General features: G+C 67.0%; 23 protein-coding genes. 19 read left to right on the forward strand and 4 right to left on the reverse strand.

Features of this window, described 5'->3' with window-relative positions:
* From infB to GX543_RS18435, 4 genes are all read left to right on the forward strand, one after another.
* Positions 1-1,327 (forward strand): translation initiation factor IF-2 (gene infB / locus GX543_RS18420; protein WP_290854038.1); only part of this gene is annotated, 1,327 nt, incomplete at its 5' end.
* A 3-nt stretch (positions 1,328-1,330) separates the two neighbouring features.
* Positions 1,331-1,789, forward strand: a complete 459-nt coding sequence (rbfA, locus tag GX543_RS18425) for a 30S ribosome-binding factor RbfA (protein ID WP_290854040.1) — start codon at positions 1,331-1,333, stop codon at positions 1,787-1,789.
* Positions 1,786-2,754, forward strand: coding sequence for a bifunctional oligoribonuclease/PAP phosphatase NrnA (locus tag GX543_RS18430; RefSeq protein WP_290854043.1), 969 nt, complete (start codon positions 1,786-1,788; stop codon positions 2,752-2,754). The genes rbfA and GX543_RS18430 overlap by 4 nt, the downstream gene beginning before the upstream one ends.
* A gap of 14 nt (positions 2,755-2,768) precedes the next feature.
* Complete coding sequence (locus GX543_RS18435; RefSeq protein ID WP_290854045.1) at positions 2,769-4,043, forward strand: MATE family efflux transporter; 1,275 nt, start codon at positions 2,769-2,771, stop codon at positions 4,041-4,043.
* Positions 4,044-4,055: 12 nt separating this feature from the next.
* Here the strand turns inward: GX543_RS18435 and GX543_RS18440 are convergent, their stop codons facing one another.
* Both GX543_RS18440 and GX543_RS18445 read right to left on the reverse strand, forming a co-directional pair.
* Complete coding sequence (locus GX543_RS18440) at positions 4,056-4,784, reverse strand: hypothetical protein (RefSeq protein ID WP_290854047.1); 729 nt, start codon at positions 4,782-4,784, stop codon at positions 4,056-4,058.
* 49 nt (positions 4,785-4,833) lie between these two features.
* Positions 4,834-5,166 carry a GNAT family N-acetyltransferase gene (locus tag GX543_RS18445; protein WP_290854049.1) on the reverse strand — a complete coding sequence of 111 codons (333 nt, stop codon included), beginning with the start codon at positions 5,164-5,166 and terminating at the stop codon, positions 4,834-4,836.
* Positions 5,167-5,276: 110 nt separating this feature from the next.
* On the opposite strand from GX543_RS18445, the gene GX543_RS18450 reads away from it, so the two are divergent.
* Both GX543_RS18450 and GX543_RS18455 read left to right on the forward strand, forming a co-directional pair.
* Entirely contained in the window at positions 5,277-5,873 is a 597-nt protein-coding gene (locus GX543_RS18450) for a TetR family transcriptional regulator (protein ID WP_290854051.1), read from the forward strand.
* A gap of 33 nt (positions 5,874-5,906) precedes the next feature.
* On the forward strand, positions 5,907-6,266 hold the full coding sequence (locus tag GX543_RS18455; RefSeq protein ID WP_290854053.1) for a DoxX family protein: 360 nt from the start codon (positions 5,907-5,909) through the stop codon (positions 6,264-6,266).
* A gap of 40 nt (positions 6,267-6,306) precedes the next feature.
* On the opposite strand, the gene GX543_RS18460 is transcribed toward GX543_RS18455, so the two are convergent.
* Positions 6,307-7,332, reverse strand: a complete 1,026-nt coding sequence (locus GX543_RS18460; RefSeq protein WP_290854055.1) for a phosphotriesterase-related protein — start codon at positions 7,330-7,332, stop codon at positions 6,307-6,309.
* Between the two features lie 109 nt (positions 7,333-7,441).
* Between GX543_RS18460 and GX543_RS18465 the strand changes: the two genes are divergently transcribed.
* Genes GX543_RS18465 through truB form a run of 3 tightly spaced genes read left to right on the forward strand, consistent with a single transcriptional unit; the run spans position 7,442 to position 9,992 of the window.
* The gene (locus GX543_RS18465; RefSeq protein ID WP_290854057.1) at positions 7,442-8,419 is read left to right on the forward strand and encodes a metallophosphoesterase; all 978 of its coding nucleotides are present in this window, start codon (positions 7,442-7,444) and stop codon (positions 8,417-8,419) included.
* Positions 8,416-9,090 carry a 4'-phosphopantetheinyl transferase gene (locus tag GX543_RS18470; RefSeq protein ID WP_290854058.1) on the forward strand — a complete coding sequence of 225 codons (675 nt, stop codon included), beginning with the start codon at positions 8,416-8,418 and terminating at the stop codon, positions 9,088-9,090. The genes GX543_RS18465 and GX543_RS18470 overlap by 4 nt, the downstream gene beginning before the upstream one ends.
* Positions 9,091-9,092: 2 nt before the next feature.
* Positions 9,093-9,992, forward strand: a complete 900-nt coding sequence (gene truB, locus GX543_RS18475) for a tRNA pseudouridine(55) synthase TruB (protein ID WP_290854060.1) — start codon at positions 9,093-9,095, stop codon at positions 9,990-9,992.
* A 32-nt stretch (positions 9,993-10,024) separates the two neighbouring features.
* On the opposite strand, the gene GX543_RS18480 is transcribed toward truB, so the two are convergent.
* Positions 10,025-10,705 carry a metal-dependent transcriptional regulator gene (locus GX543_RS18480; RefSeq protein WP_290854062.1) on the reverse strand — a complete coding sequence of 227 codons (681 nt, stop codon included), beginning with the start codon at positions 10,703-10,705 and terminating at the stop codon, positions 10,025-10,027.
* Positions 10,706-10,762: 57 nt separating this feature from the next.
* Here GX543_RS18480 and GX543_RS18485 point away from each other — a divergent pair, with 57 nt between their 5' ends.
* From GX543_RS18485 to GX543_RS18530, 10 genes are all read left to right on the forward strand, one after another.
* On the forward strand, positions 10,763-11,752 hold the full coding sequence (locus GX543_RS18485) for a bifunctional riboflavin kinase/FAD synthetase (protein WP_290854064.1): 990 nt from the start codon (positions 10,763-10,765) through the stop codon (positions 11,750-11,752).
* Between the two features lie 154 nt (positions 11,753-11,906).
* Positions 11,907-12,176 (forward strand): 30S ribosomal protein S15, encoded by a 270-nt coding sequence (gene rpsO / locus GX543_RS18490; protein ID WP_290854066.1) that lies wholly within the window; start codon positions 11,907-11,909, stop codon positions 12,174-12,176.
* Between the two features lie 78 nt (positions 12,177-12,254).
* Positions 12,255-12,734 (forward strand): VOC family protein, encoded by a 480-nt coding sequence (locus GX543_RS18495; protein ID WP_290854067.1) that lies wholly within the window; start codon positions 12,255-12,257, stop codon positions 12,732-12,734.
* 323 nt (positions 12,735-13,057) lie between these two features.
* Positions 13,058-15,316 (forward strand): polyribonucleotide nucleotidyltransferase, encoded by a 2,259-nt coding sequence (locus tag GX543_RS18500; protein WP_290854070.1) that lies wholly within the window; start codon positions 13,058-13,060, stop codon positions 15,314-15,316.
* A gap of 158 nt (positions 15,317-15,474) precedes the next feature.
* Positions 15,475-16,965 (forward strand): amidase, encoded by a 1,491-nt coding sequence (locus GX543_RS18505; RefSeq protein WP_290854072.1) that lies wholly within the window; start codon positions 15,475-15,477, stop codon positions 16,963-16,965.
* Positions 16,966-17,053: 88 nt separating this feature from the next.
* On the forward strand, positions 17,054-17,806 hold the full coding sequence (gene dapB, locus GX543_RS18510) for a 4-hydroxy-tetrahydrodipicolinate reductase (RefSeq protein ID WP_290854074.1): 753 nt from the start codon (positions 17,054-17,056) through the stop codon (positions 17,804-17,806).
* Between the two features lie 4 nt (positions 17,807-17,810).
* Positions 17,811-18,296 (forward strand): hypothetical protein, encoded by a 486-nt coding sequence (locus GX543_RS18515; protein ID WP_290854076.1) that lies wholly within the window; start codon positions 17,811-17,813, stop codon positions 18,294-18,296.
* Positions 18,297-18,313: 17 nt separating this feature from the next.
* Positions 18,314-18,766, forward strand: coding sequence for a flavodoxin family protein (locus GX543_RS18520; RefSeq protein ID WP_290854078.1), 453 nt, complete (start codon positions 18,314-18,316; stop codon positions 18,764-18,766).
* A gap of 90 nt (positions 18,767-18,856) precedes the next feature.
* Positions 18,857-19,681, forward strand: coding sequence for a LuxR C-terminal-related transcriptional regulator (locus tag GX543_RS18525; protein WP_290854080.1), 825 nt, complete (start codon positions 18,857-18,859; stop codon positions 19,679-19,681).
* 253 nt (positions 19,682-19,934) lie between these two features.
* A partial coding sequence (locus tag GX543_RS18530; RefSeq protein WP_290854082.1) for an MFS transporter occupies positions 19,935-20,829 on the forward strand: 895 nt, incomplete at its 3' end.

Consider the following 20,829-nt stretch of genomic DNA (forward strand, 5'->3'; position numbering starts at 1 on the left):
CGAGGCGTTCACCGCCATGCGTGCCCGCGGTGCGAAGGCCACCGACATCGCGATCCTCGTGGTCGCCGCCGATGACGGCGTCATGCCGCAGACGGTGGAAGCGCTGAACCACGCTCAGGCAGCAGACGTGCCGATCGTGGTCGCCGTGAACAAGATCGACAAGGAAGGCGCGGATCCGTCCAAGATCCGTGGCCAGCTGACCGAGTACGGACTGGTTCCGGAGGAGTACGGCGGCGACGCGATGTTCGTCGACATCTCCGCCAAGCAGGGTCTGAACATCGACCAGCTGCTCGAAGCAGTCCTGCTGACGGCCGACGCATCGCTCGATCTGCGCGCCAACCCGGACATGGACGCACAGGGTGTGGCCATCGAAGCTCACCTGGACCGCGGTCGCGGCCCGGTGGCGACGGTGCTCATCCAGCGCGGCACCCTGCGTGTCGGCGACTCGATCGTCGCCGGCGACGCCTACGGTCGCGTGCGCCGCATGGTCGACGAGCACGGCGACGACGTCGACGAGGCCTACCCGTCGCGTCCGGTCGAGGTCATCGGCTTCACGTCGGTGCCGGGAGCAGGCGACACCCTGCTCGTGGTCGAGGAAGACCGCATCGCGCGGCAGATCGCCGACCGCCGCAATGCGCGCAAGCGCAATGCGCTGGCCGCACGCAGCCGCAAGCGGATCAGCCTCGAGGACCTGGATTCGGTGCTCAAGGAGACCAGTCAGCTCAACCTGATCCTCAAGGGCGACAACTCGGGCACCGTCGAGGCGCTCGAAGAGTCGCTGCTCCAGATCGAGGTCGACGACGAGGTCTCGCTGCGGGTCATCGACCGCGGTGTCGGTGGCATTACCGAGACCAACGTCAACCTGGCTGCGGCATCGGATGCGATCATCATCGGCTTCAACGTTCGCGCCGAGGGCAAGGCCACGGAGCTCGCCAACCGCGAAGGCGTCGAGGTCCGGTACTACTCGGTCATCTACAAGGCGATCGAGGAGATCGAGGCCGCGCTCAAGGGCATGCTCAAGCCGATCTACGAGGAGTCCGAACTGGGCCGCGCCGAGATCCGTGCGATCTTCAAGTCGTCCAAGGTCGGCAACATCGCAGGTTGCATGGTGCAGTCGGGCATCGTCCGCCGCAACGCGAAGGCACGACTGCTTCGCGACAACGCGGTGGTCGCCGAGAACGTCACGATCAGCTCGCTCAAGCGCGAGAAGGACGACGCGACCGAGGTCCGCGAGGGCTTCGAGTGTGGTCTGACGCTGACCTACAGCGATATCAAGGTCGGCGACGTGATCGAGGCGTACGAGATGGTCGAGAAGGCACGGGACTAGATCATGGCTGATCCTGCACGGGCCGCACGGCTTGCCAAGCGGATCACCACCATCGTCGCCTCGGCGATCGGTGGGGAGATCAAGGATCCGCGGCTCGCTCATGTGACGATCACGGATTGTCGGGTCACCGGCGATCTGCACGATGCGACCATCTTCTACACGGTGATGGGCGCCTCGGTGGAGGACGAACCAGATGTGGCGGAAGCGGCGGCCGGACTGGCCGCCGCGACCGGCGCCCTGCGGTCCAAGGTCGGCGCCGGAACGGGCGTGCGGTTCACCCCGACGCTGCGCTTCGAACTCGACACGGTTCCGGACGCGACCAGAGCGATGGACGAGCTGTTGGCTCGGGCCCGAGCCCAGGACGAGTCCGTGGCCCGGGTGGCTCGCGATGCGCAGCCCGCGGGCGAGAGCGACCCGTACCGGCACGACGACGCCGACGAGTCTGAGGACTCTGCCGGGTGAATCGTGCTTCGGTGGAATCGGTGGCCGCCGCCTTGCGCGCCGCCGATTCCGTATCGATCATCAGCCACGTGCGCCCCGATCCCGACACGATCGGTAGCGCACTCGGCTTGGGGTTGGCGCTCTCCGGGCTCGGAAAGCGAGTGCACTGCTCGTATTCCGGTCCGGAGGCGCTGCCCGGTCCGCTCCAGCAGCTTCCCGGCGTCGACCTGCTCGTCGACACCGCGGAACTGCCGGACGCCGATGTGATCGTGGCCGTCGACGCGGCGACCGCCGGTCGACTCGGCGAGCTCGAGCCGTTGTTCGCGGAAGCACAGACATCGGTCTGCATCGATCACCATGTGTCGAATCCGGGTTTTGCCGATCTCGACCTGATCGACTCGGAAGCCGATTGCACGGCGTCGATCGTGTTGATGGTGCTCGACGCGCTCGACGCAGAGCTGACCGCGGACATCGCCACCTGCCTGTACGCCGGGTTGGTGACCGACACCGGTTCGTTCAAGTGGGCGCGGCCCGCGTCGTTCGGGGTGGCCGCTCGGTTGCTCGAAGCCGGCGTCGACGGCAATGCGTGGAGCAGACGCCTGCTCGATTCGCATCCGTACTCGTGGCTGCAGATGGTCTCGAAGGTCCTCGCCGACTCCGTGCTCGACACCGAAGCGGTGCAGGGCAGGGGACTGGTCTACGCGACGGTCGACGGCGAGATGATGGCGGGCATGAACTGGGACGAGTCGGAGAGTGTCATCGACATCGTCCGTACGGCTCGGGAAGCCGAAGTCGCGGCGGTCTTCAAAGAGGTCGCCGCCGATCGGTGGGCCGTCTCCCTGCGCAGTAAGACCGACGTCGATGTGACGCCGGTGGCGCAGGCCCTCGGTGGTGGCGGGCACATGCGTGCGGCTGGCTACAGCGACTCCGGAACGTCGGCGGAAGTCGTTGGACGACTGCTCGCCGTGCTGCGAGAGATGGGATAGCAGGCATCACCGCGATGCTGCGGCTTGCCGCATCCGCGCTGGTGGTCCTGGTGGCCCCGCCGCTCTACCTGATTCTGGACCTCGCCGTCGTGGGACGGCTGGGTCTGAGCGAGCTGGCAGCGTTGAGCGTCGCCACGCTGGTGCTGGCGACGATCAGCACTCAGCTCACCTTCCTCTCCTACGGCACCACCGCGCGCTCGGGTCGAGCGTTCGGCGCCGGTGACCGCGATCGAGCTGTCGCCGAAGGCGTCCAAGCCAGTTGGATCGCGGTGGGCGTGGGTACCGCGATCGTCGCCGCCGGGTGGCTCCTCGCCCCGTGGATCACCCGGGCGCTGGTACCCGACGACGTGGTCGCGGCCGAAGCCGCCGGCTGGCTGCGGATCGCGGTGTTCGGCGTGCCGCTGATCCTTCTGTCGATGGCCGGCAACGGCTGGATGCGTGGCGTGCAGGACATCCGACGTCCGGTGTACTTCGTGGTCGCGGGCCTCGCGGTCGGCGCGGTGCTGTGCGTCGGCCTGGTGCACGGTATCGGCGGCCTGCCGCGGCTCGGCCTGCAGGGCAGCGCGTGGGCCAACCTCGTCGGTCAGTCGCTGACCGGCATCGCGTTCGTCTGGCGGCTGGCGGTCGAGAGCGGCGGTCGCTTCCGCCCGGACTGGCCAGTCATCCGCGCCCAGCTGACCATGGCGCGCGACCTGATTCTGCGCAGCTTGTCGTTCCAGATCTGCTTCATCTCTGCCGCTGCCGTCGCAGCTCGCTTCGGGGTCGCGGAAGTAGCCGCGCACCAGGTGGTCCTGCAGCTGTGGGACTTCACGGCGCTGCTGCTCGATTCGCTGGCGATCGCGGCGCAGCAGTTGGTCGGCGCCGCTCTCGGCGCCAAGGCCTTCGACGTCGCACGCAAGCTGTCGGGGAAGGTCACCGCGGTGTCAGTGGGCGTGTCGGTGGTCCTGGTGGCGATCCTCGTGATCGGCATCGCGGCGATCCCGCGAATTTTCACCGACGACCCCCAGATCCTCGACGCGATGCGGACCCCGTGGTGGTTCTTCATCGTGATGCTCCCGATCGCGGCGGTGGTCTTCGCGCTGGACGGTGTCCTGCTCGGCAGCGGTGACGCCGCCTTCCTCCGCACCGCGACCCTTGCCGGCGCGCTCGGCGCCTTCCTGCCGATGATCTGGCTGTCGTTGATCTTCGACTGGGGCCTGGCCGGGATCTGGACCGGCCTGCTGGCCTTCATGTGCGTACGGTTGGCCGCGGTCGTGTGGCGGGTGCGCAGCGGCGCCTGGGTGAAGTAGGTTCTCGGCTGATCAGACGGCGACCGGGACCCGGATCCGGACGTTCTGCTGAGCGCCGACGTAGTAGCCGAACCGGACGTCGAAGTCCCACTTCTCTGACGTCGCCTTCGCCGGAAGTCGGAAGACGCCGGTGTCGGCAAATGTCAGGTCGACGCTCTTCAGCGCCCACAGGAGGTCGGGGAGCGCGAGGCTCGGCCCCTCCGGGATGAACATCGTGAAGCCGCGGTCGGTGAGGGGCGCGCGGAAGATCAGCGGAGCCAGGGTGGCGCCGTCGGGACCCGGCCGGCCCAATTGGTTGTACTCGAAGATGATGATCTCGCCGTCGCCGAGAAGGAACTCCTCGTAGGGACCGCCGAGAACCTCCGAACCCGGCCCCAGAAAGTCGACCTTCGCGGTGGCGGTGCCGAGACGACTCTCGGCGCACAGCGCCGTACCCCGCAGGTACAGGTCGACGTCCGAGGCTCGGCACACCGGAACTGCCGTGCGGTCGATGCGTGTGCCCTCGGGGAAGGCGACGCCGACCGAGTTCACCGAGTACGGACGCCCGGTTCGCGAAGCCGGAAAAGTGATTCGGGCATGGACACCGAACGAGCTGCCCGGCGACGTCGACGTGGTGGTGAACGCGACCTTCGGAGTCGGGACCGGGCCCGACGGATGCAAGTCCGCCGAAGCCGGGGCGGCTCCGACGGCGAGGCCGAGGCAGGCGACGAGGACAATACTGAGACGGATGGCGGTCTTCATCTCACGACCGTAGATGACCGGAGCGTCGGTCCAGGGGGTTTCGCGCGAGTCAGGCCGGGGCGACGAGCGATCGGTATTGGGGGAACCGTTCCAGGAACTTCTGCACGTAGGTGCAGACCGGGACGATCTTGTCACCATCTGCGGCCAACTCGTCGAGTACTGACGCCACCAGAAGGCGAGCGAAGCCGGCGCGTCCGTACTTCTCGGTCACGACGGTGTGCAGCAGGACCAGGGTGCCGTCGTCTCGGCGCTCGTAGCCTTCGACGCCGATGAGTTCGTCGCCGGACCAGAGTTCGTACCGATCGCGGTCGGGGAAGTGGCGTAGTTCCGGGGTGGACGGAAGTGCGACCGTTGGCGGCGGAACGGGGACTGACGTGGTCATGCCTTCGAAGCTACCCCCGGAGCCGCGGAACAGGCGGGAGGCGACACTTGATTGCTGACCAACGGCCCGGGCCCTTGTGACGCCGATTGCCGTGGGTTACGGTAATGAACATGTTCAGTGAACATGTTCATTCAGGCCGACGGATGCAGCGCGAGCTCACGGCCCAGCGGGTGATCGCCTCTGCGCAGATGCTGTTTCGACGGGACGGTTTCCGTTCGACCACCATCCGTGCGATCGCCGCGGATGCCGAGGTGAGTGTCGGGACGGTGATGGCTGTCGGAGACAAGGATGCGCTGTTGCTGGCCTGTTACGACCGATGGATCGGCGCCGTGCACGCCGACCGGGACGCCGGTCGACTAGCTGAGCCGCCGGGTCTCACGCCGCAGCAGCGGATCGGGGAGTTGATCGCCCCTTTCCTGGACCTGTTCAGTGAGGACCTGCCGTTGGCGCGGGAGTACGGTTCGGTCCTCGCTCGGGGTAGTCACCACACGGAAGTGTTTGCCGACCTTGCGATCTCGCTGGTCGACGCGTTCACCGAGGTCTTTCGCGACGCGGGCCTCGGCAGTCGTGCGACTGCGGCCGGCCGAGCCGTATACCTCGCCTATCTGGGCCTGCTGATGGCGACAGCGGCAGCGGCGGTCGACACGACGGGCATTCGCTCGCAACTGGAAGACGTCGCTGACGTCCTGCTCGGCGGAGCGGGCTGACCGCCACTGCATTGACACTGAAGGAGACCCGACATGTTTCACGTTCCGTCGTCGGCCTGGCCGACGATCCTCCTCGCCGCGATCCTGTTCGGCGACGCCCTCATCTCCGTGGTGCCGGTCAAGCTGGTGCGGGACTGCTACCGGGGCGTCGGTTTTCCGGCCGACTGGGGTTGGGCGCTGGTGTACATCAAGTTGCTGGCCGTTGCCGGACTCCTCGTGGGACTGTGGCAACCCGGCGTCGGCGTCGCTGCCACAGCAGGCGTCGTCGCCTACTTCGTGGCTGCGTCCACCGCGCACGTGAAAGCGGGCTTTCTGAGCTCGACTTTCTGGGTGAACTGCCTGGGGATGCTCGTGTTATCCGTCGCCGTGTTGGTCTACTCGTACGTGGTCTGAAGCGACTCGCGGAAGCGACCCTCTACGGACCTCTGATCGGTCATTCCGCAGCGGTGAAGTAGGTGCGCGGATTGTCGACGAGCATCGTCGTGATCTGCTCGTCGGAGACGCCGCGCTCGCGCAAGGCCGGCAGCACGTCGTCGTGGATGTGGGTGTAGTGCCAGTTCGGCAGCGCGGCCGCCCTGGCCGCCGCGGGGTAGAAGTCCGAGTAGCATGACGCGTCGTGCGACAGTACGAGTTGCGAGACGAACCCCGCGTCGACCATCGCCGCGACCATCTGCACCCGCTGTTCGAACGGTGAGAACGCGTCGATCCCGAACCGGTCCATGCCGAGGATCGCGCCGGTATCGGCGAGCCGCTTGAGGTAGTCGAGGTCGCCGGTGTCGCCGCTGTGGCCGAGAACCACCTTGCTCATGTCGCATCCCTCCGCTGCGAAGACTCCGGCTGCCGCCAGTCCCGACTCGTTCCCGACATGAGTGTGGACGGTGATCGGCGTGCCCGTCTCGAGGTGTGCCTGGGCGACGGCACGCATCACCCGTTCCACGCCGGGGGTGAGCCCGGCTTCGTCGATCGCGCATTTGAGCAGCCCCGCCCGGACGCCGGTGTCGGCGATACCGTCACGGATGTCGCCGATGAACAGTTCGGTCATCGGATCGACGCCGAAGTCGAAGACCTTGCCCGGTCCGGTGAAATGAAACTGAACGGGCTCATCGTGATAGGTGTAGATGCCCGTTGCGACGACGATGTTGATGTCGGCCTGCTGATTGATCCGTTGGATCCGCGGGATGTACCGTCCGAGTCCGATCACCGTGGGGTCCACGATGGTCCGGACGCCGCGCGAGGCGACCTCAGTCAGCTTCGCCACGGCATCGGCGACGCGTTCCTCCTCGTCCCACGGGTCGGGGTAGTTCGGGAAGTTGTCACGGATCTCGGTGCCGATGGTGAAGACGTGCTCGTGCATCAGCACCGGCCCGAGATCGGCGACGCCGACCTCGCCCTTGACGGTTTGGACCACGGTGGTTCGTCCTCCAGTTCGCGATGGGTCGACACCGTCGAAGCGCGGCATCGTGACTCGATGATGCCTTCCTCATCACAGTGCGAGGTGGGATTCGACAACCTCGCACGGGTGCGACGGCTCGATCGGCCGGTCGCCGCGTCGTGGCACCATGGTCTGCATGGCAACGCTCTGGGCGATCAGTGATCTCCACGTCTCACATCGCGGCAACGAGCCGATCCTGGAACAGATCAAACCGACGGATCCGGGGGACTGGCTGATCGTGGCGGGCGACGTCGCCGAACGCACAGACGACATCATCGACACCCTCCGCAGACTGAAGAATCGGTTCCACACGGTGATCTGGGTGCCCGGCAATCACGAGCTGTACACGACGGCCAAGGACCCGCTGCAGATCTACGGCGTCGCGCGCTACGACTACCTGGTGCAGGCATGCCGCGATCTCGGCGTGGTGACGCCGGAGGACCGCTACCCGCTGTTCGACGCGGGCGACGGCAGCGACCCGGTCCGCGTGGTGCCGATGTTCCTGCTGTACGACTACACCTTCCGTCCCGAAGGCACCACCACGGCTCTGCAGGCCCTCGCGGTGGCGCGTGAGGCGAATGTGGTGGCGACCGATGAGTTCCTGCTGTCGCCGGAGCCGTTCGGGACGCGCGATGCGTGGAGCCGGGCCCGTATCGCAGCGACGCGCACGCGTCTCGAAGCGCTCGACCCGGCGGAGAAGACCGTCCTGATCAATCACTGGCCGCTGCGACGCGAACCGACCGATGCACTCTTCTACCCTGAGTTCGCGCTCTGGTGCGGCTCGGAGCTGACGGCCGACTGGCACACCCGATTCAACGCGCTCTGCTGCGTCTACGGCCACCTGCACATTCCGCGGACCACCTGGTACGACGACGTCCGTTTCGAGGAGGTCTCGGTAGGCTATCCGCGGGAGTGGACCCGTCGCGGGCTGCCGAAGCCCCTGCTGCGGAAGATCGCGCCCGACGAGGGGCTCGGCCCCGGCGACCTGCACGAGTTCGGCGCGCGATTCGACCTCCCGCCGGACTACGAGGAGAAGGCCGCGGAGTTCCGCGCGAAGGTCGAGCGACTGCGCGCCCGCCGTGCCGAATCGAACCGAAAGGACCCCATTCAGTGATCGAGGACCTGATGCCCGCCGGCGTGGCGAGCGCGGACTCATTCGGGGACCCCGATGGGTTGACGGTGATGGCCGCCGAGGAGTCGCTCATCGCGAAAGCGGTGGAGAAGCGCAGGCGCGAGTTCACGACTGCCCGCCACTGCGCGCGGGAAGCCCTGGGGCAGTTGGGAATCGAGCCGGTCCCCATCCTGCGCGGCGAGCGCGGGATGCCGCTGTGGCCGAGGCAGGTGGTCGGCAGCATGACGCACTGCGACGGCTACCGCGCCGCGGTGACGGCGTACTCGATGCAGGTCCGATCGCTCGGCATCGACGCCGAACCGCACGCGCCGCTGCCGGACGGGGTTCTCGATCACACCAGCATCGAGGCCGAGCGCGCGGTGCTGGCGACCCGCGACGGCGAACTGCACTGGGACCGCCTGCTGTTCTGCGCCAAGGAGGCGACGTACAAGGCCTGGTTCCCGATCACTGAGCGCTGGCTGGGATTCGAGGACGCGCACATCACGTTCGAGCGCGACGACACGATTGGCACCGCGGGTGAGCCTGCCGGTACCTTCACATCGACCATCTTGATCGACGGTGCGGTGATCGACGGCGGACCGCCGCTGTTGACGCTGCCCGGCCGCTGGCAGATCTCCCGCGGCCTGATCCTCACCACGATTGCGCTCACCTGAACATGGCAGACGCCTCCATCGAGAACGCCGGACTCCTCGTCGTCGACAAAGACGCCGGCCTCACCAGCCACGACGTCGTCGCCAAGTGCCGCAAGGCCTTCAACACCCGCCGCGTGGGCCACGCAGGCACCCTCGACCCGATGGCGACAGGCGTGCTGGTGATCGGCATCGAACGCGCCACCAAACTCCTCGGCCTGCTGTCGTTGACGACGAAGTCGTACACCGCCACGATCCGGCTCGGCCAGTCGACCACCACCGACGACGCCGAGGGAGAGGTCATGGCGACGGTCGACGCCTCGGGCGTCGCCGACGAGGAGATCGCGGCCGTCATCGCCACGCTCACCGGCGACATCGAGCAGGTCCCCGCCAAGGTCAGCGCCATCAAGGTCGACGGTCGGCGCGCGCACACGCTGGTCCGCACCGGTGCCGAGTTCGAACTCAAGGCGCGCCCGGTCACGGTCCACCGCTTCGACGTCCTCGAGACGCGTCGGACAGGCGAGTTCGTGGACCTCGAAGTGGAAGTCGACTGCTCGTCCGGCACGTACATCCGGTCCCTGGCGAGAGATCTGGGCGCCGCGCTCGGTGTGGGCGGTCACCTGACGACGCTGCGGCGCACCGCGGTTGGTCCGTTCACCCTCGAGCACTCGCGGAAGATCGGGGACGTCATCGAGAGCCCCGGTCTGAGTCTCGGGATCGACGACGCCGCCAAGCTCTGCTTCCCGCACCGCGAGATCTCCGACGACGAAGCCGAGTCGATCAGCCAGGGACGCTGGCTGGAACCGATCGGAATGAAGGGCGTCTACACCGTGGTCGACCCGTCCGGCCAGGCCATCGCGCTGCTTCAGGAGAAAGGCCGCCGAGCGAGCTCGGTGATGGTGGTGCGCCCGGCGACCCTGCGCTGAGCGGGCGCTGCCTTCCTAGTAGTCGGGCTTCTCTAGCCGTCGAGGAAGATGGCGCGCGCGGCGATGTCGCCGAGGTGGATCGGATCCGAATCGTCGACGCAGACGGTGATGGTCCCGGCGAACGCGCGCTTCTCGGTCACGCGCACTCGGCAGTCGAGGTTGATCCCGATCTCCTCGAAGTACCGCAGCATCTCCGGGTCGGAATCGGAGATGCGGGTGATGACGCCCGACTGCTCGACGTCCAGGTCGGCCAACTGCAGACTGCCGGCACCGGGGACTGTGCCGTCGGCCGAGGGGATCGGATCGCCGTGCGGGTCGCGTTTGGGATGGCCCAGCTTGGCGTCGATGTGAGTGAGCAACTGCTCGGACACCGCGTGCTCGAGAATCTCCGCTTCGTCGTGGACCTCGTCCCAGCCGTAGCCGAGTTCACGAACCAGGAAGGTCTCCAGCAGCCGGTGCCTGCGGACCATGCCGACCGCGGCGACCCGCCCGGAATCGGTCAGCGTCACAGCTCCGTACGGGGCGTGGTCCACCAGGCCCTGATCTGCCAGTTTCCGAATGCCTTCCGAAGCGGTCGACGGTGAGACGCCCAGCTTCTCGGCCAGCAGTTTCGTCGTGACCTTGGTGTCCGACCACTCCTGCGAGGTCCAGATAACCTTCAAATAGTCTTGGGTAACCGAGGTGAGTTCGCTCACCGGACGACTGTCGAGCATATGGACGAGCTTACCTACCGAATGCGCGCGCGCCGCCCCGAGTCGTAGTCTTAGCGTGTGTTGCGATGGCGAGGTTTGGACGAGGTCCCTGCTGGCTGGGGTCGATGCGTGGTCACGATCGGCGTCTTCGACGGAGTGCACCGCGGGCACGCGCAATTGATCGCTGCGGCGACCAAAGCCGCTGCCGAGCGCGGGGTCCCGTCGGTGCTGATGACCTTCGACCCACATCCGTCGGAGGTGGTGCGGCCCGGCACCCATCCGCCGCAGTTGTCGACCCTGCGTCGGCGGTCGGATCTGGCAGAGGAACTGGGCATCGACGTCTTCTGCGTGATTCCCTTCAACCTGACGCTGTCCGCGCAGTCGCCCGAGGACTTCGTCCACTCGGTGCTCGTCGAGGAATTGCACGCCGCCGAGGTGGTGGTCGGCGACAATTTCACCTTCGGTCACAAAGCGGCCGGCGATGTCCCGAAGCTGCGCGAGCTGGGGGAGCGATTCGGTTTCGAGGTCACCGGCGTCTCGCTCTTCGGTGAGCACGCCGTCACCTACTCGTCGACGTACATCCGCTCGTGCATCGCGGCCGGTGATGTGGAGTTGGCGTCCGAGGCGCTCGGTCGTCCGCACCGTGTTGAAGGCGTCGTGGTCCACGGTGAACGTCGTGGACGGGACCTCGGCTTCCCGACCGCGAATGTGGCGCCTCCGCCGCACGCGGCGATTCCGGGTGACGGGGTTTACGCGGCCTGGTTCACCGTGCTCGACAGTGCCACCGAACCCGACGGCATCGCGGTCGGACAACGCTACCCGGCCGCGGTCTCGGTCGGCACCAACCCGACGTTCTCCGGCCGCAACCGGACCGTCGAGGCCTATGTGATCGACGTGAACGCCGACTTCTACGGGCAACACGTGGCCGTCGACTTCGTCGCTCGATTGCGCGGCATGGAGCCCTTCGACAGCGTCGAGGCCCTGATCGCTGAGATGGGCAACGACGTCGACCGGACTCGCACGATCCTGGCTGTGGAGGACGGTGGTGTTGACAGTGGCACTGCATGACACTCTGATCCGTGTCGGCGGCTGACCTTGCACGATTCTTTCGTTCGGCGGTTTGGCTGGTAGAGTCGTCCGCTGGTGTCAGCTGCGGTCCGTGGTGGCGCACCCCCTGCTGGTGCAGGGCCTGGAGCACGGAACTGAAACAAGGAGAACTCTCATGGCTCTTACCGCCGACGAGAAGAAGGTCGTGCTGGCCGAGTACGGACTGCACGAGACCGACACCGGTTCGCCCGAGGCGCAGATCGCTCTGCTGACCAAGCGCATCACCGACCTGACCGAGCACCTCAAGTTCCACAAGCACGATCACCACAGCCGTCGTGGTCTGCTGCTGCTGGTCGGCCGTCGTCGTCGCCTGCTCAAGTACATCGCGGCTGAGGACATCAACCGCTACCGTTCGCTGATCGAGCGCCTGGGGCTGCGTCGCTAAGACGTACCAGTCTTCTTGAGAACGGCCGTGTCACCCCAAGGTGGCACGGCCGTTCTGCATTTCTGGAACCATCGATGGATGGTCGATCATGTCTTCGCCCCCGCTGTCTTCACGCCTGCTGTCACCTACCGCGACCCCAAGGCGGCGACCGAATGGCTCGGCGAGGCGTTCGGCTTCACCCTCACCATGGCGATCGAGGGGCCGGCAGGGCAGGCGGCGGCGTCGCACTTCGAGATGGCGGCGCCGAGCGGCGGTCGGATCATGATCGGGGGTCAGTGGGCGGAGTGGACCCGCAGCCCGGACGAGATCGGCGGTGTGACCACGCAGTCCGTGCACGTTCACCTGGCCGACGGTGTGGACGAGCACTGCGAACATGCGCGGCGCAGCGGGGCGCGGATCGTCGCCGAACCCGCAGATCAGTTCTTCGGTGATCGGACCTACCGCGCGGTGGATCTGGAAGGGCACGTCTGGACGTTTGCGACGACGGTGCGCGCCGTCAGTCGTGCCGACGCCGAGGCGATCATCGGGATTCCGATCTTCGCCACCGATTGGGACTGAGGGGCGCGTGGCGCGTCGACCCGCGTTCAGCAGGGAGAATGTTAAGCTGGCGAGTGGACGATCGGCTGCTTGCAGTGCATCGGACGTGATTGTCGGATCGGTCCTCGGTAGTGGCCGCCGGAATCTCGGTGAAATCGAATCACAGAGACCTCCGGCCGCTTCGATCGAAGGCCGTCTGCTCACAGCGCAGGTGCGCTGTTCACATCCGGCGCGAGTCTCGCGCCTGTCGCCCGCCGGTTCGGCGCGTCTTGCGCGACCGGCTGCTGCACAGAGGTCGTGGCCCCATATGGCGCTGCCGCGGCCGCAACGAAAGGTAAACACTCTTGACTGATGTCAACGCCGACTTCGATGATTCGGTCACCGAAGTCTCCGCCGTCATCGACAACGGATCGTTCGGTACCCGCACCATCACCTTCGAGACCGGTCGCCTGGCACTCCAGGCCGCGGGCTCGGTGGTCGCGTACCTCGACGAGGGCACCATGATCCTCTCGACGACCACCGCGTCGAAGTCGCCGAAGGAGCACTTCGACTTCTTCCCGCTGACCGTGGACGTGGAAGAGCGCATGTACGCCGCCGGCCGCATCCCCGGATCATTCTTCCGTCGCGAGGGTCGCCCGTCCACCGACGCGATCCTGACCTGCCGCCTGATCGACCGCCCGCTGCGCCCGTCGTTCGTCGACGGCCTGCGCAACGAGATCCAGATCGTCGAGACCATCCTCTCGCTCGATCCCAAGGACCTCTACGACGTCGTCGCGATCAACGCCGCCTCGGCATCGACCCAGATCTCCGGTCTGCCGTTCTCCGGCCCCATCGGCGGCGTCCGCGTCGCGCTGATCCCGACCGATGAGAACAAGGCCGGCCAGTGGGTCGCGTTCCCGACCGTCGATCAGCTCGAGGACGCGGTCTTCGACATGGTCGTCGCCGGTCGCGTCACCGACGACGGCGAGGTCGCGATCATGATGGTCGAGGCCGAGGCCACCGAGAGCGTGCTCGCGAAGATCGCCGACGGTGCACAGGCGCCGAACGAGGCCGTCGTCGCCGAGGGCCTCGAGGCTGCCAAGCCGTTCATCGCGACCCTGTGCGAGGCGCAGAAGCAGCTTGCTGCGGCCGCCGCCAAGGAGACCCGCGAGTTCCCGCTGTTCCTGCCGTACCAGGACGACGCCTACGAGGCCGTCGCCGAGTTCGCCACCGCACGTCTGGGCGAGGCCCTCTCGATCGCGGGCAAGCAGGAGCGCGATGAGGCCACCGACGCCCTCAAGGCCGACGTCCTCGAAGCCCTCGGCGAGCGCTTCGAAGGCCGCGAAGGCGAGCTGGGCGCGGCTTACCGCTCGGTCACCAAGCAGGTTGTGCGCCAGCGCATCCTGACCGACCACTTCCGCATCGACGGTCGCGGCATCACCGACATCCGTGCGCTGTCGGCCGAGGTCGGTCTGATCCCGCGCGCCCACGGCAGCGCCCTGTTCGAGCGTGGCGAGACCCAGATCATGGGCGTCACCACCCTCGACATGGTCAAGATGGCCCAGCAGATCGACTCGCTCGGACCCGAGACCAGCAAGCGCTACATGCACCACTACAACTTCCCGCCGTACTCGACCGGTGAGACCGGTCGCGTCGGCTCGCCGAAGCGTCGCGAGATCGGCCACGGCGCCCTCGCCGAGCGCGCCATCGTGCCGGTGCTGCCGAGCGTCGAGGAGTTCCCCTACGCGATCCGCCAGGTGTCCGAGGCACTCGGCTCCAACGGCTCCACCTCGATGGGCTCGGTCTGTGCCGCGACCATCTCGCTGCTGAACGCCGGTGTTCCGCTGAAGGCGCCGGTCGCAGGTATCGCCATGGGTCTGGTCTCCGACGAGGTCACCATCGATGGCAAGACCGAGACCCGTTACGTGGCCCTCACCGACATCCTCGGTGCCGAGGACGCCTTCGGCGACATGGACTTCAAGGTCGCAGGAACCAAGGACTTCGTGACCGCACTCCAGCTGGACACCAAGCTCGCGGGTATTCCGTCCAAGGTTCTCGCCGGCGCGCTGAGCCAGGCCAAGCAGGCCCGCCAGGCCATCCTGGACGTCCTGGCCGAGGCCATCGACGAGCCCGACGAGATGAGCCCCTACGCTCCCCGCATCACCACCATCAAGATCCCGATGGACAAGATCGGCGAGCTGATCGGCCCCAAGGGCAAGACGATCAACGGCATCACCGAGGAGACCGGCGCCAACATCTCGATCGAGGACGACGGCACCGTGTTCATCGGCGCTGCCGACGGCGCATCGGCCCAGGCCGCGATCGACAAGGTCAACTCCATCGCTAACCCGCAGCTGCCCAAGGTGGGCGAGCGTTTCCTGGGCACCGTCGTCAAGACGGCCGCCTTCGGCGCCTTCGTCTCGCTGCTCCCGGGTCGCGACGGCCTCGTCCACATCAGCAAGCTGGGCGGCGGCAAGCGCATCGGCAAGGTGGAGGATGTCGTCAAGGTGGGCGACAAGCTCCAGGTCGAGATCGCCGACATCGACGAGCGCGGCAAGATCAGCCTCGTCCCCGTCCGCGACGACGCCGACGCACCCAAGGAAGAGGCCAAGGCCGACGCCTGATCTGAGGTGAACAGATCTCAGCTGATCTGAACTGAACAACGGTTCCGGCCCGCGACTGGCATGCCAGTCGCGGGCCGGACTGTTTCTCGGACGTGCGCGGGAGGCCTGTGCCACGCTGATGGGGACCTTTCGGTGTCTCATCGAGGCGAGGAGCTCCCATGACGTTGGACGAATACATGACCTTCGACGCCACCGGGCTCGCCGCGTTGGTCGCGGCGGGGGAGGTCACGCCGGCGGAGCTACTGGACTTGGCGCGACAACGCATGCGCGAGGTGAATCCGACCTTGAACGCCGTCGTCATCGAGACCCGAGCGGAGGCAGACGACCAGGTTCGACGGAACCTGTCCGGTCCCTTCGCCGGGGTGCCCTTCCTGCTCAAAGACCTGGAGCAGCAGTACCGCGGATATCCCACGACGAGCGGGTGTCGAGCACTGCGTGATGTCGTCGAGAACCAGAATGCACTGGTCACCGACCGCTTCCTCGACGCCGGGCTGGTGATCCTCGGTAAGACGAACACTCCGGAGCTCGGAGCGAAGGGAATCACCGAGCCGGACCTCTGGGGGCCGTGCCGGAATCCGTGGGACACGAGGCGCACTCCGGGCGGCTCGTCCGGCGGGTCGGCCTCGGCGGTGGCCGCGGGCATCGTCCCCGCGGCCGGAGCCAACGACGGCGGCGGCTCCATCCGCATCCCCGCCGCGACGACGGGATTGGTGGGTCTCAAGACCAGCCGAGGTCGCACACCGTACGGGCCGCACTCGGGCGAGTTGATGTTCGGAATGGTGACGCAGGGCGTGGTGTCGCGGACAGTCCGCGACAGCGCAGGCCTTCTGGATGCGATCGGCGGTCCCAACCAGTTCGCCGACTATCCGATGACGAGCTCGGCGCGGTCGTTCGTCGACGCCATCGGGGATCGTCCGGGCCGGCTGCGCATCGGGTACTCGGGGCGGTCGGCGATCCGTGGCGAGCCGACGGCCGAAGCGGCGGCAGCACTCGAAGACACCGCGCAATTGTTGACCGACCTCGGCCATCACGTCGAGGAGGTCGTTCCGCCGTACGACGACAAGGCGCTGGCCGAGACCTTCTTGACCATCTGGTTCGCTCAGGTCGCCGGACAGGTCGATGAGATCAAACTGCGTACCGGAGCCGGGGACGCCGACTTCGAAGCGGACACCCTGGCGATGGTGGAGGTCGGACGAGCGGGCGGCGTCGTGAAGCTGATGCGGGCGCTCGGCGCGATTCCCGCGTACACCCGAGCGATGGAGACGTTCTTCGAATCGTACGACTTCTTCATGACGCCGACGCTCGCCGAAGCGCCGATCAAGATAGGGGCCCTGGACACGCCGAAACCGCTGCAGATCGGAGCGCGCGTGGCGCACCGCCTCCACGGCGGCGCAGCCATGGTCCGGACCGGTCTGATCGACCAGATGATCGAGTCAAACCTCGGATGGGTGCCGTACACCCAGATGGCCAATCTGACCGGCCGCCCTGCCATCAGCGTTCCGGTGTACTGGACGCCCGAAGGCCTGCCCCTGGGCGTCGCGTTCAACGGACGGCTCGGGTCGGACGGCGCGCTGCTGGCGCTGGCGGCGCAACTCGAGGAGGCTGCGCCCTGGATCCAGCGCTTCCCGGCCCCCGTCGGTCGACCGTGATCGTTCGGCGACCGCAGCGACGCCCGTCCGCGTCCGGACTTCGCGCGCCACTAGACTGAGGAGCGATTCTCGGACGAAAGGTTCCCTCATGGGCAACAGCATCCGCGTGGGTGTGCTGGGTAGTAACGGCAAGGTCGGCAAAGCGATCGTCGAAGGCGTGGAGGGCTCGGCTGACACCGAGTTCACCGTCGGCGTCGACAAGGGCGACGCCCTCACCGACTTCGTCGAGTCGAAGACCCAGGTGGTCGTCGACTTCACCCATCCCGACGTCGTGATGGACAACCTCGAGTTCCTGATCGGCAACGGGATCCACGCCGTGGTCGGGACCACCGGCTTCACCCAGGAGCGCCTCGACACCGTTCGCGGCTGGGTGGACGCCAACCCCGGCGTCGGCGTGCTGATCGCCCCGAACTTCGCGATCGGCGCGGTCCTGTCGATGCATTTCGCGCAGCAGGCGGCGCGCTTCTTCGACTCGGTCGAGGTGGTCGAACTCCACCACCCGCATAAGGCCGACGCGCCGTCGGGCACCGCCGGTCGGACCGCAGAGCTCATCGCCGCTGCGCGTGCGGAGGCCGGCCTCGGCCTCAGCCCCGATGCCACCTCGACCGGTCTGGAAGGCGCCCGCGGCGCCGACGTGGATGGCGTGCGCGTGCATTCGGTCCGTCTGGCCGGTCTGGTTGCTCACCAGGAGGTGCTGTTCGGCACCCAGGGCGAGACGCTGACCATCCGCCACGATTCCATCGACCGCAACTCGTTCGTCCCCGGCGTGCTGCTCGGTGTGCGCGAGATCGTCGGACGTCCCGGTCTCACGATCGGCCTCGAGACCTTCATGGACCTGTAGCGGCGTGGCTGCGAACAAGAAGAAGAAAGCCGACGCCCGGCCGATCATCGCGGTCATCGCCTTCCTGGTGGTCGCGCTCTGCGTGTACTTCGTGCTGCTCGGACAGCGGGCCGTGCAGCTGATCGCTAAGGGCGAGGTCGTGTCCATCGGCCTGGGCATCGGTGTGATCCTGCTTCCGTTGATCGGCCTCTGGATGGTCGTGGCGACGTTGAAGTCGGGGATCGAGCACCAGCGGATGGTCGCCGCGGCACAGGATCTCGGGCGCGACCTCGACGTCGACGCACTGCCGCGGCGACCATCGGGACGCATCGAGAAGGACGCGGCGCTCGAGTTGTTCGAAGAAGTGAAGACCGAGTGGGAGGCCAACCCGACCGACTGGGTCAGCACCTACCGGATCGCGCGGGCGTACGACTACGCCGGTGACCGATCGCGTGCACGCGAGATGATGAAGCGGGCGAGCGAGCAGTATCGCGCAGCGAAAGGCGAGTAGCGAGGCATGATGGCGGTATGGCCCGACTGCTGATCGTCCACCACACGCCGTCACCCCACTGCCAGGAGATGTTCGAGGCAGTCCTCGCCGGTGCCACCGACCCGGAGATCGAGGGCGTCGAAGTGGTTCGACGCGCAGCGCTGTCGGTGTCGGCGAGCGAGATGCTCGACGCCGACGGGTACCTCCTCGGGACGCCGGCGAACCTCGGCTACATGAGCGGTGCGCTGAAGCACGCCTTCGACACCTGCTACTACCCGATCCTGGATTCGACCACCGGCCGACCGTACGGCCTCTTCATGCACGGCAACGTCGGCACCGAGGGCGCGGAGAAGAGCGTGCACTCCATTGCCGGCGGCCTCGGCTGGGTCAAGGCCGCAGCCGACGTGGTGATCTCGGGGAAGCCGACCAAGCAGCAATTGGAGGCCTGCTGGGAACTGGGCGCGACCGTCGCGGCCGGTCTGATGACTTAGGCAACACCGCCGTGCGCAGGTAGAATGTCTCACACTGCTCGACGTCGGGTCGACGGCGGATGAGCGCGGGAGACGAACAGGTGGTGTCAGATGGGTGAGCGCTCACTCACCGTGCCCGTCACCGAGTCGCTGCGGCGGATCCGTCAGACGAGCGGCGTGCCGCTGGCCTTCGCAGGCATGGTCGAGGGTAACGCCCGGGTGACCCTAGACCACTTCGTCGGCAATGCCACCGGATCGCTCGACGGACTGGCGGTGGAAGTCGGTCATGGACTCGGCGGCAAGGTGCTTCACCACAACCGGCCGATGGCGGTCAACGACTACCTCGAGACCCCGCAGATCACGCACCGGTACAACGACGCCATCGCTACCGAGGGCATCCGCGGGATCGCAGCGGCACCGGTCATCGTCGACAGCCGAATGGTCGCGGTGCTGTATGGCGCCCTCCGCTGCGACACAAAGATTGACGGCCGCCTCCTCGATGTGCTCACCGCGCAGGCGCGGAACCTGGAGCAGGAGATCGCCGTCTCGCGAGCACTCGTCGAGGCCGATGCGCGACTGGCGCCCGAGGCCGACGCGCTGCGCGACCGGATGACGATCGCCTACACCAAGCTGCGCGCCCTGGCCCGCGAGCTCGGCGACGATGCGATGGCAGGCGAGATCGCCCGCATCACCGACGTGCTGCTCGACGGCCAGGCCCAACAGGCCGAGAACCTCATGGTGCAGCTGACGGGCCGTGAGCAAGACGTCCTTGCGCTGGCCGCGCTCGGCTACAGCAATCCGCGGATCGCGGCGGAACTGGGCGTCGCCGTCGACACGGTCAAGGGCTACATGAAGGCGGCGATGGGGAAACTCGACGCCCGGACCCGGCTCGAAGCCGTGGTGCTGGCGCGGCGACTCGGCGCGCTGCCGACCTGATCCTGGACCTTGTCGCCTCCCGATCCCGGCACCCCCTTTAGGGGGTGCCGACCCCTCCGCTCTCCGTCGTAGTGTGATCGAGCTTACGAAGGACTGGCTGAGTGAGATGCGCGACAAGCGTGGCTCTGCGGCTCATCCCTCGTGGCCGACACATTCACCGAGCCGAGACGAGGACCCGACCGTGACAACGGCCCCACCGCGTATCCCGCCAGTAGAACCGCCCGCGAACGGCGACCCCGGTAAGACCACCAGCATGAAGCGGGTGGCTGCAGCGAGTTCGATCGGCACCACTATCGAGTTCTACGACTTCTTCATCTACGGCACGGCGGCGGCGCTGGCCTTCCCCACGGTCTTCTTCCCCGAGGCCGATGCGACGACCGCGACCATCGCGTCGTTCGCGACGTTCGCCGTCGCCTTCTTCGCCCGACCTGTCGGCGCGATCATCTTCGGTCACTTCGGCGACCGCATCGGGCGCAAGCGCACTCTGGTGTGGACGCTTCTGATCATGGGCATCTCGACCGTGATGATCGGCCTGCTGCCCGGCTACGAGGTCGGTGCGTTCGGCATGTTCGAGAACGGCATAGGCATCGCGGCTCCGATCATCCTGGTGGTGCTGCGCTTCCTCCAGGGCTTCGCCGTCGGTGGTGAATGGGCCGGTGCGACGCTGCTGACCGCGGAGTACGCACCCGAAGGCAAACGCGGCCTGTACGCGATGTTCCCGCAGCTGGGCCCGGCTTTCGCGTTCTTCCTCTCGAGCCTGACCTTCCTGGTCGCCAGCATCACGGTCGGCACCGCCAGCGACGCCTTCCTGAACTACGGCTGGCGCGTGCCGTTCATCCTGTCGATGGCCCTGGTGCTGGTGGGCCTCTGGGTGCGCTTGGCGGTCGCCGAGACCCCGGTGTTCCAGGAAGCACAGGCCAAGCGCGTGGCGGAACCCGTCGTCGCCGAGAACAAGCTGCCCTTCCTGGATGCGATGCGTTACCAGTGGAAGGAGATCCTGATCGCCGGCGGTGCGCTGGCCAGCCTGTTCTCGCTCTTCTACATGGGCACCTCCTTCCTCACCAGCTACGCCACCAAGAACCTCGAGCACTCGCGCACGTTCGTCCTGGCGATGGGTATGGTCGCGGCGGTCGTCTTCGGTCTCGCCA

Source organism: Gordonia sp. (in: high G+C Gram-positive bacteria), from assembly GCF_012515855.1.
In the GTDB taxonomy this organism is placed as follows: domain Bacteria; phylum Actinomycetota; class Actinomycetes; order Mycobacteriales; family Mycobacteriaceae; genus Gordonia.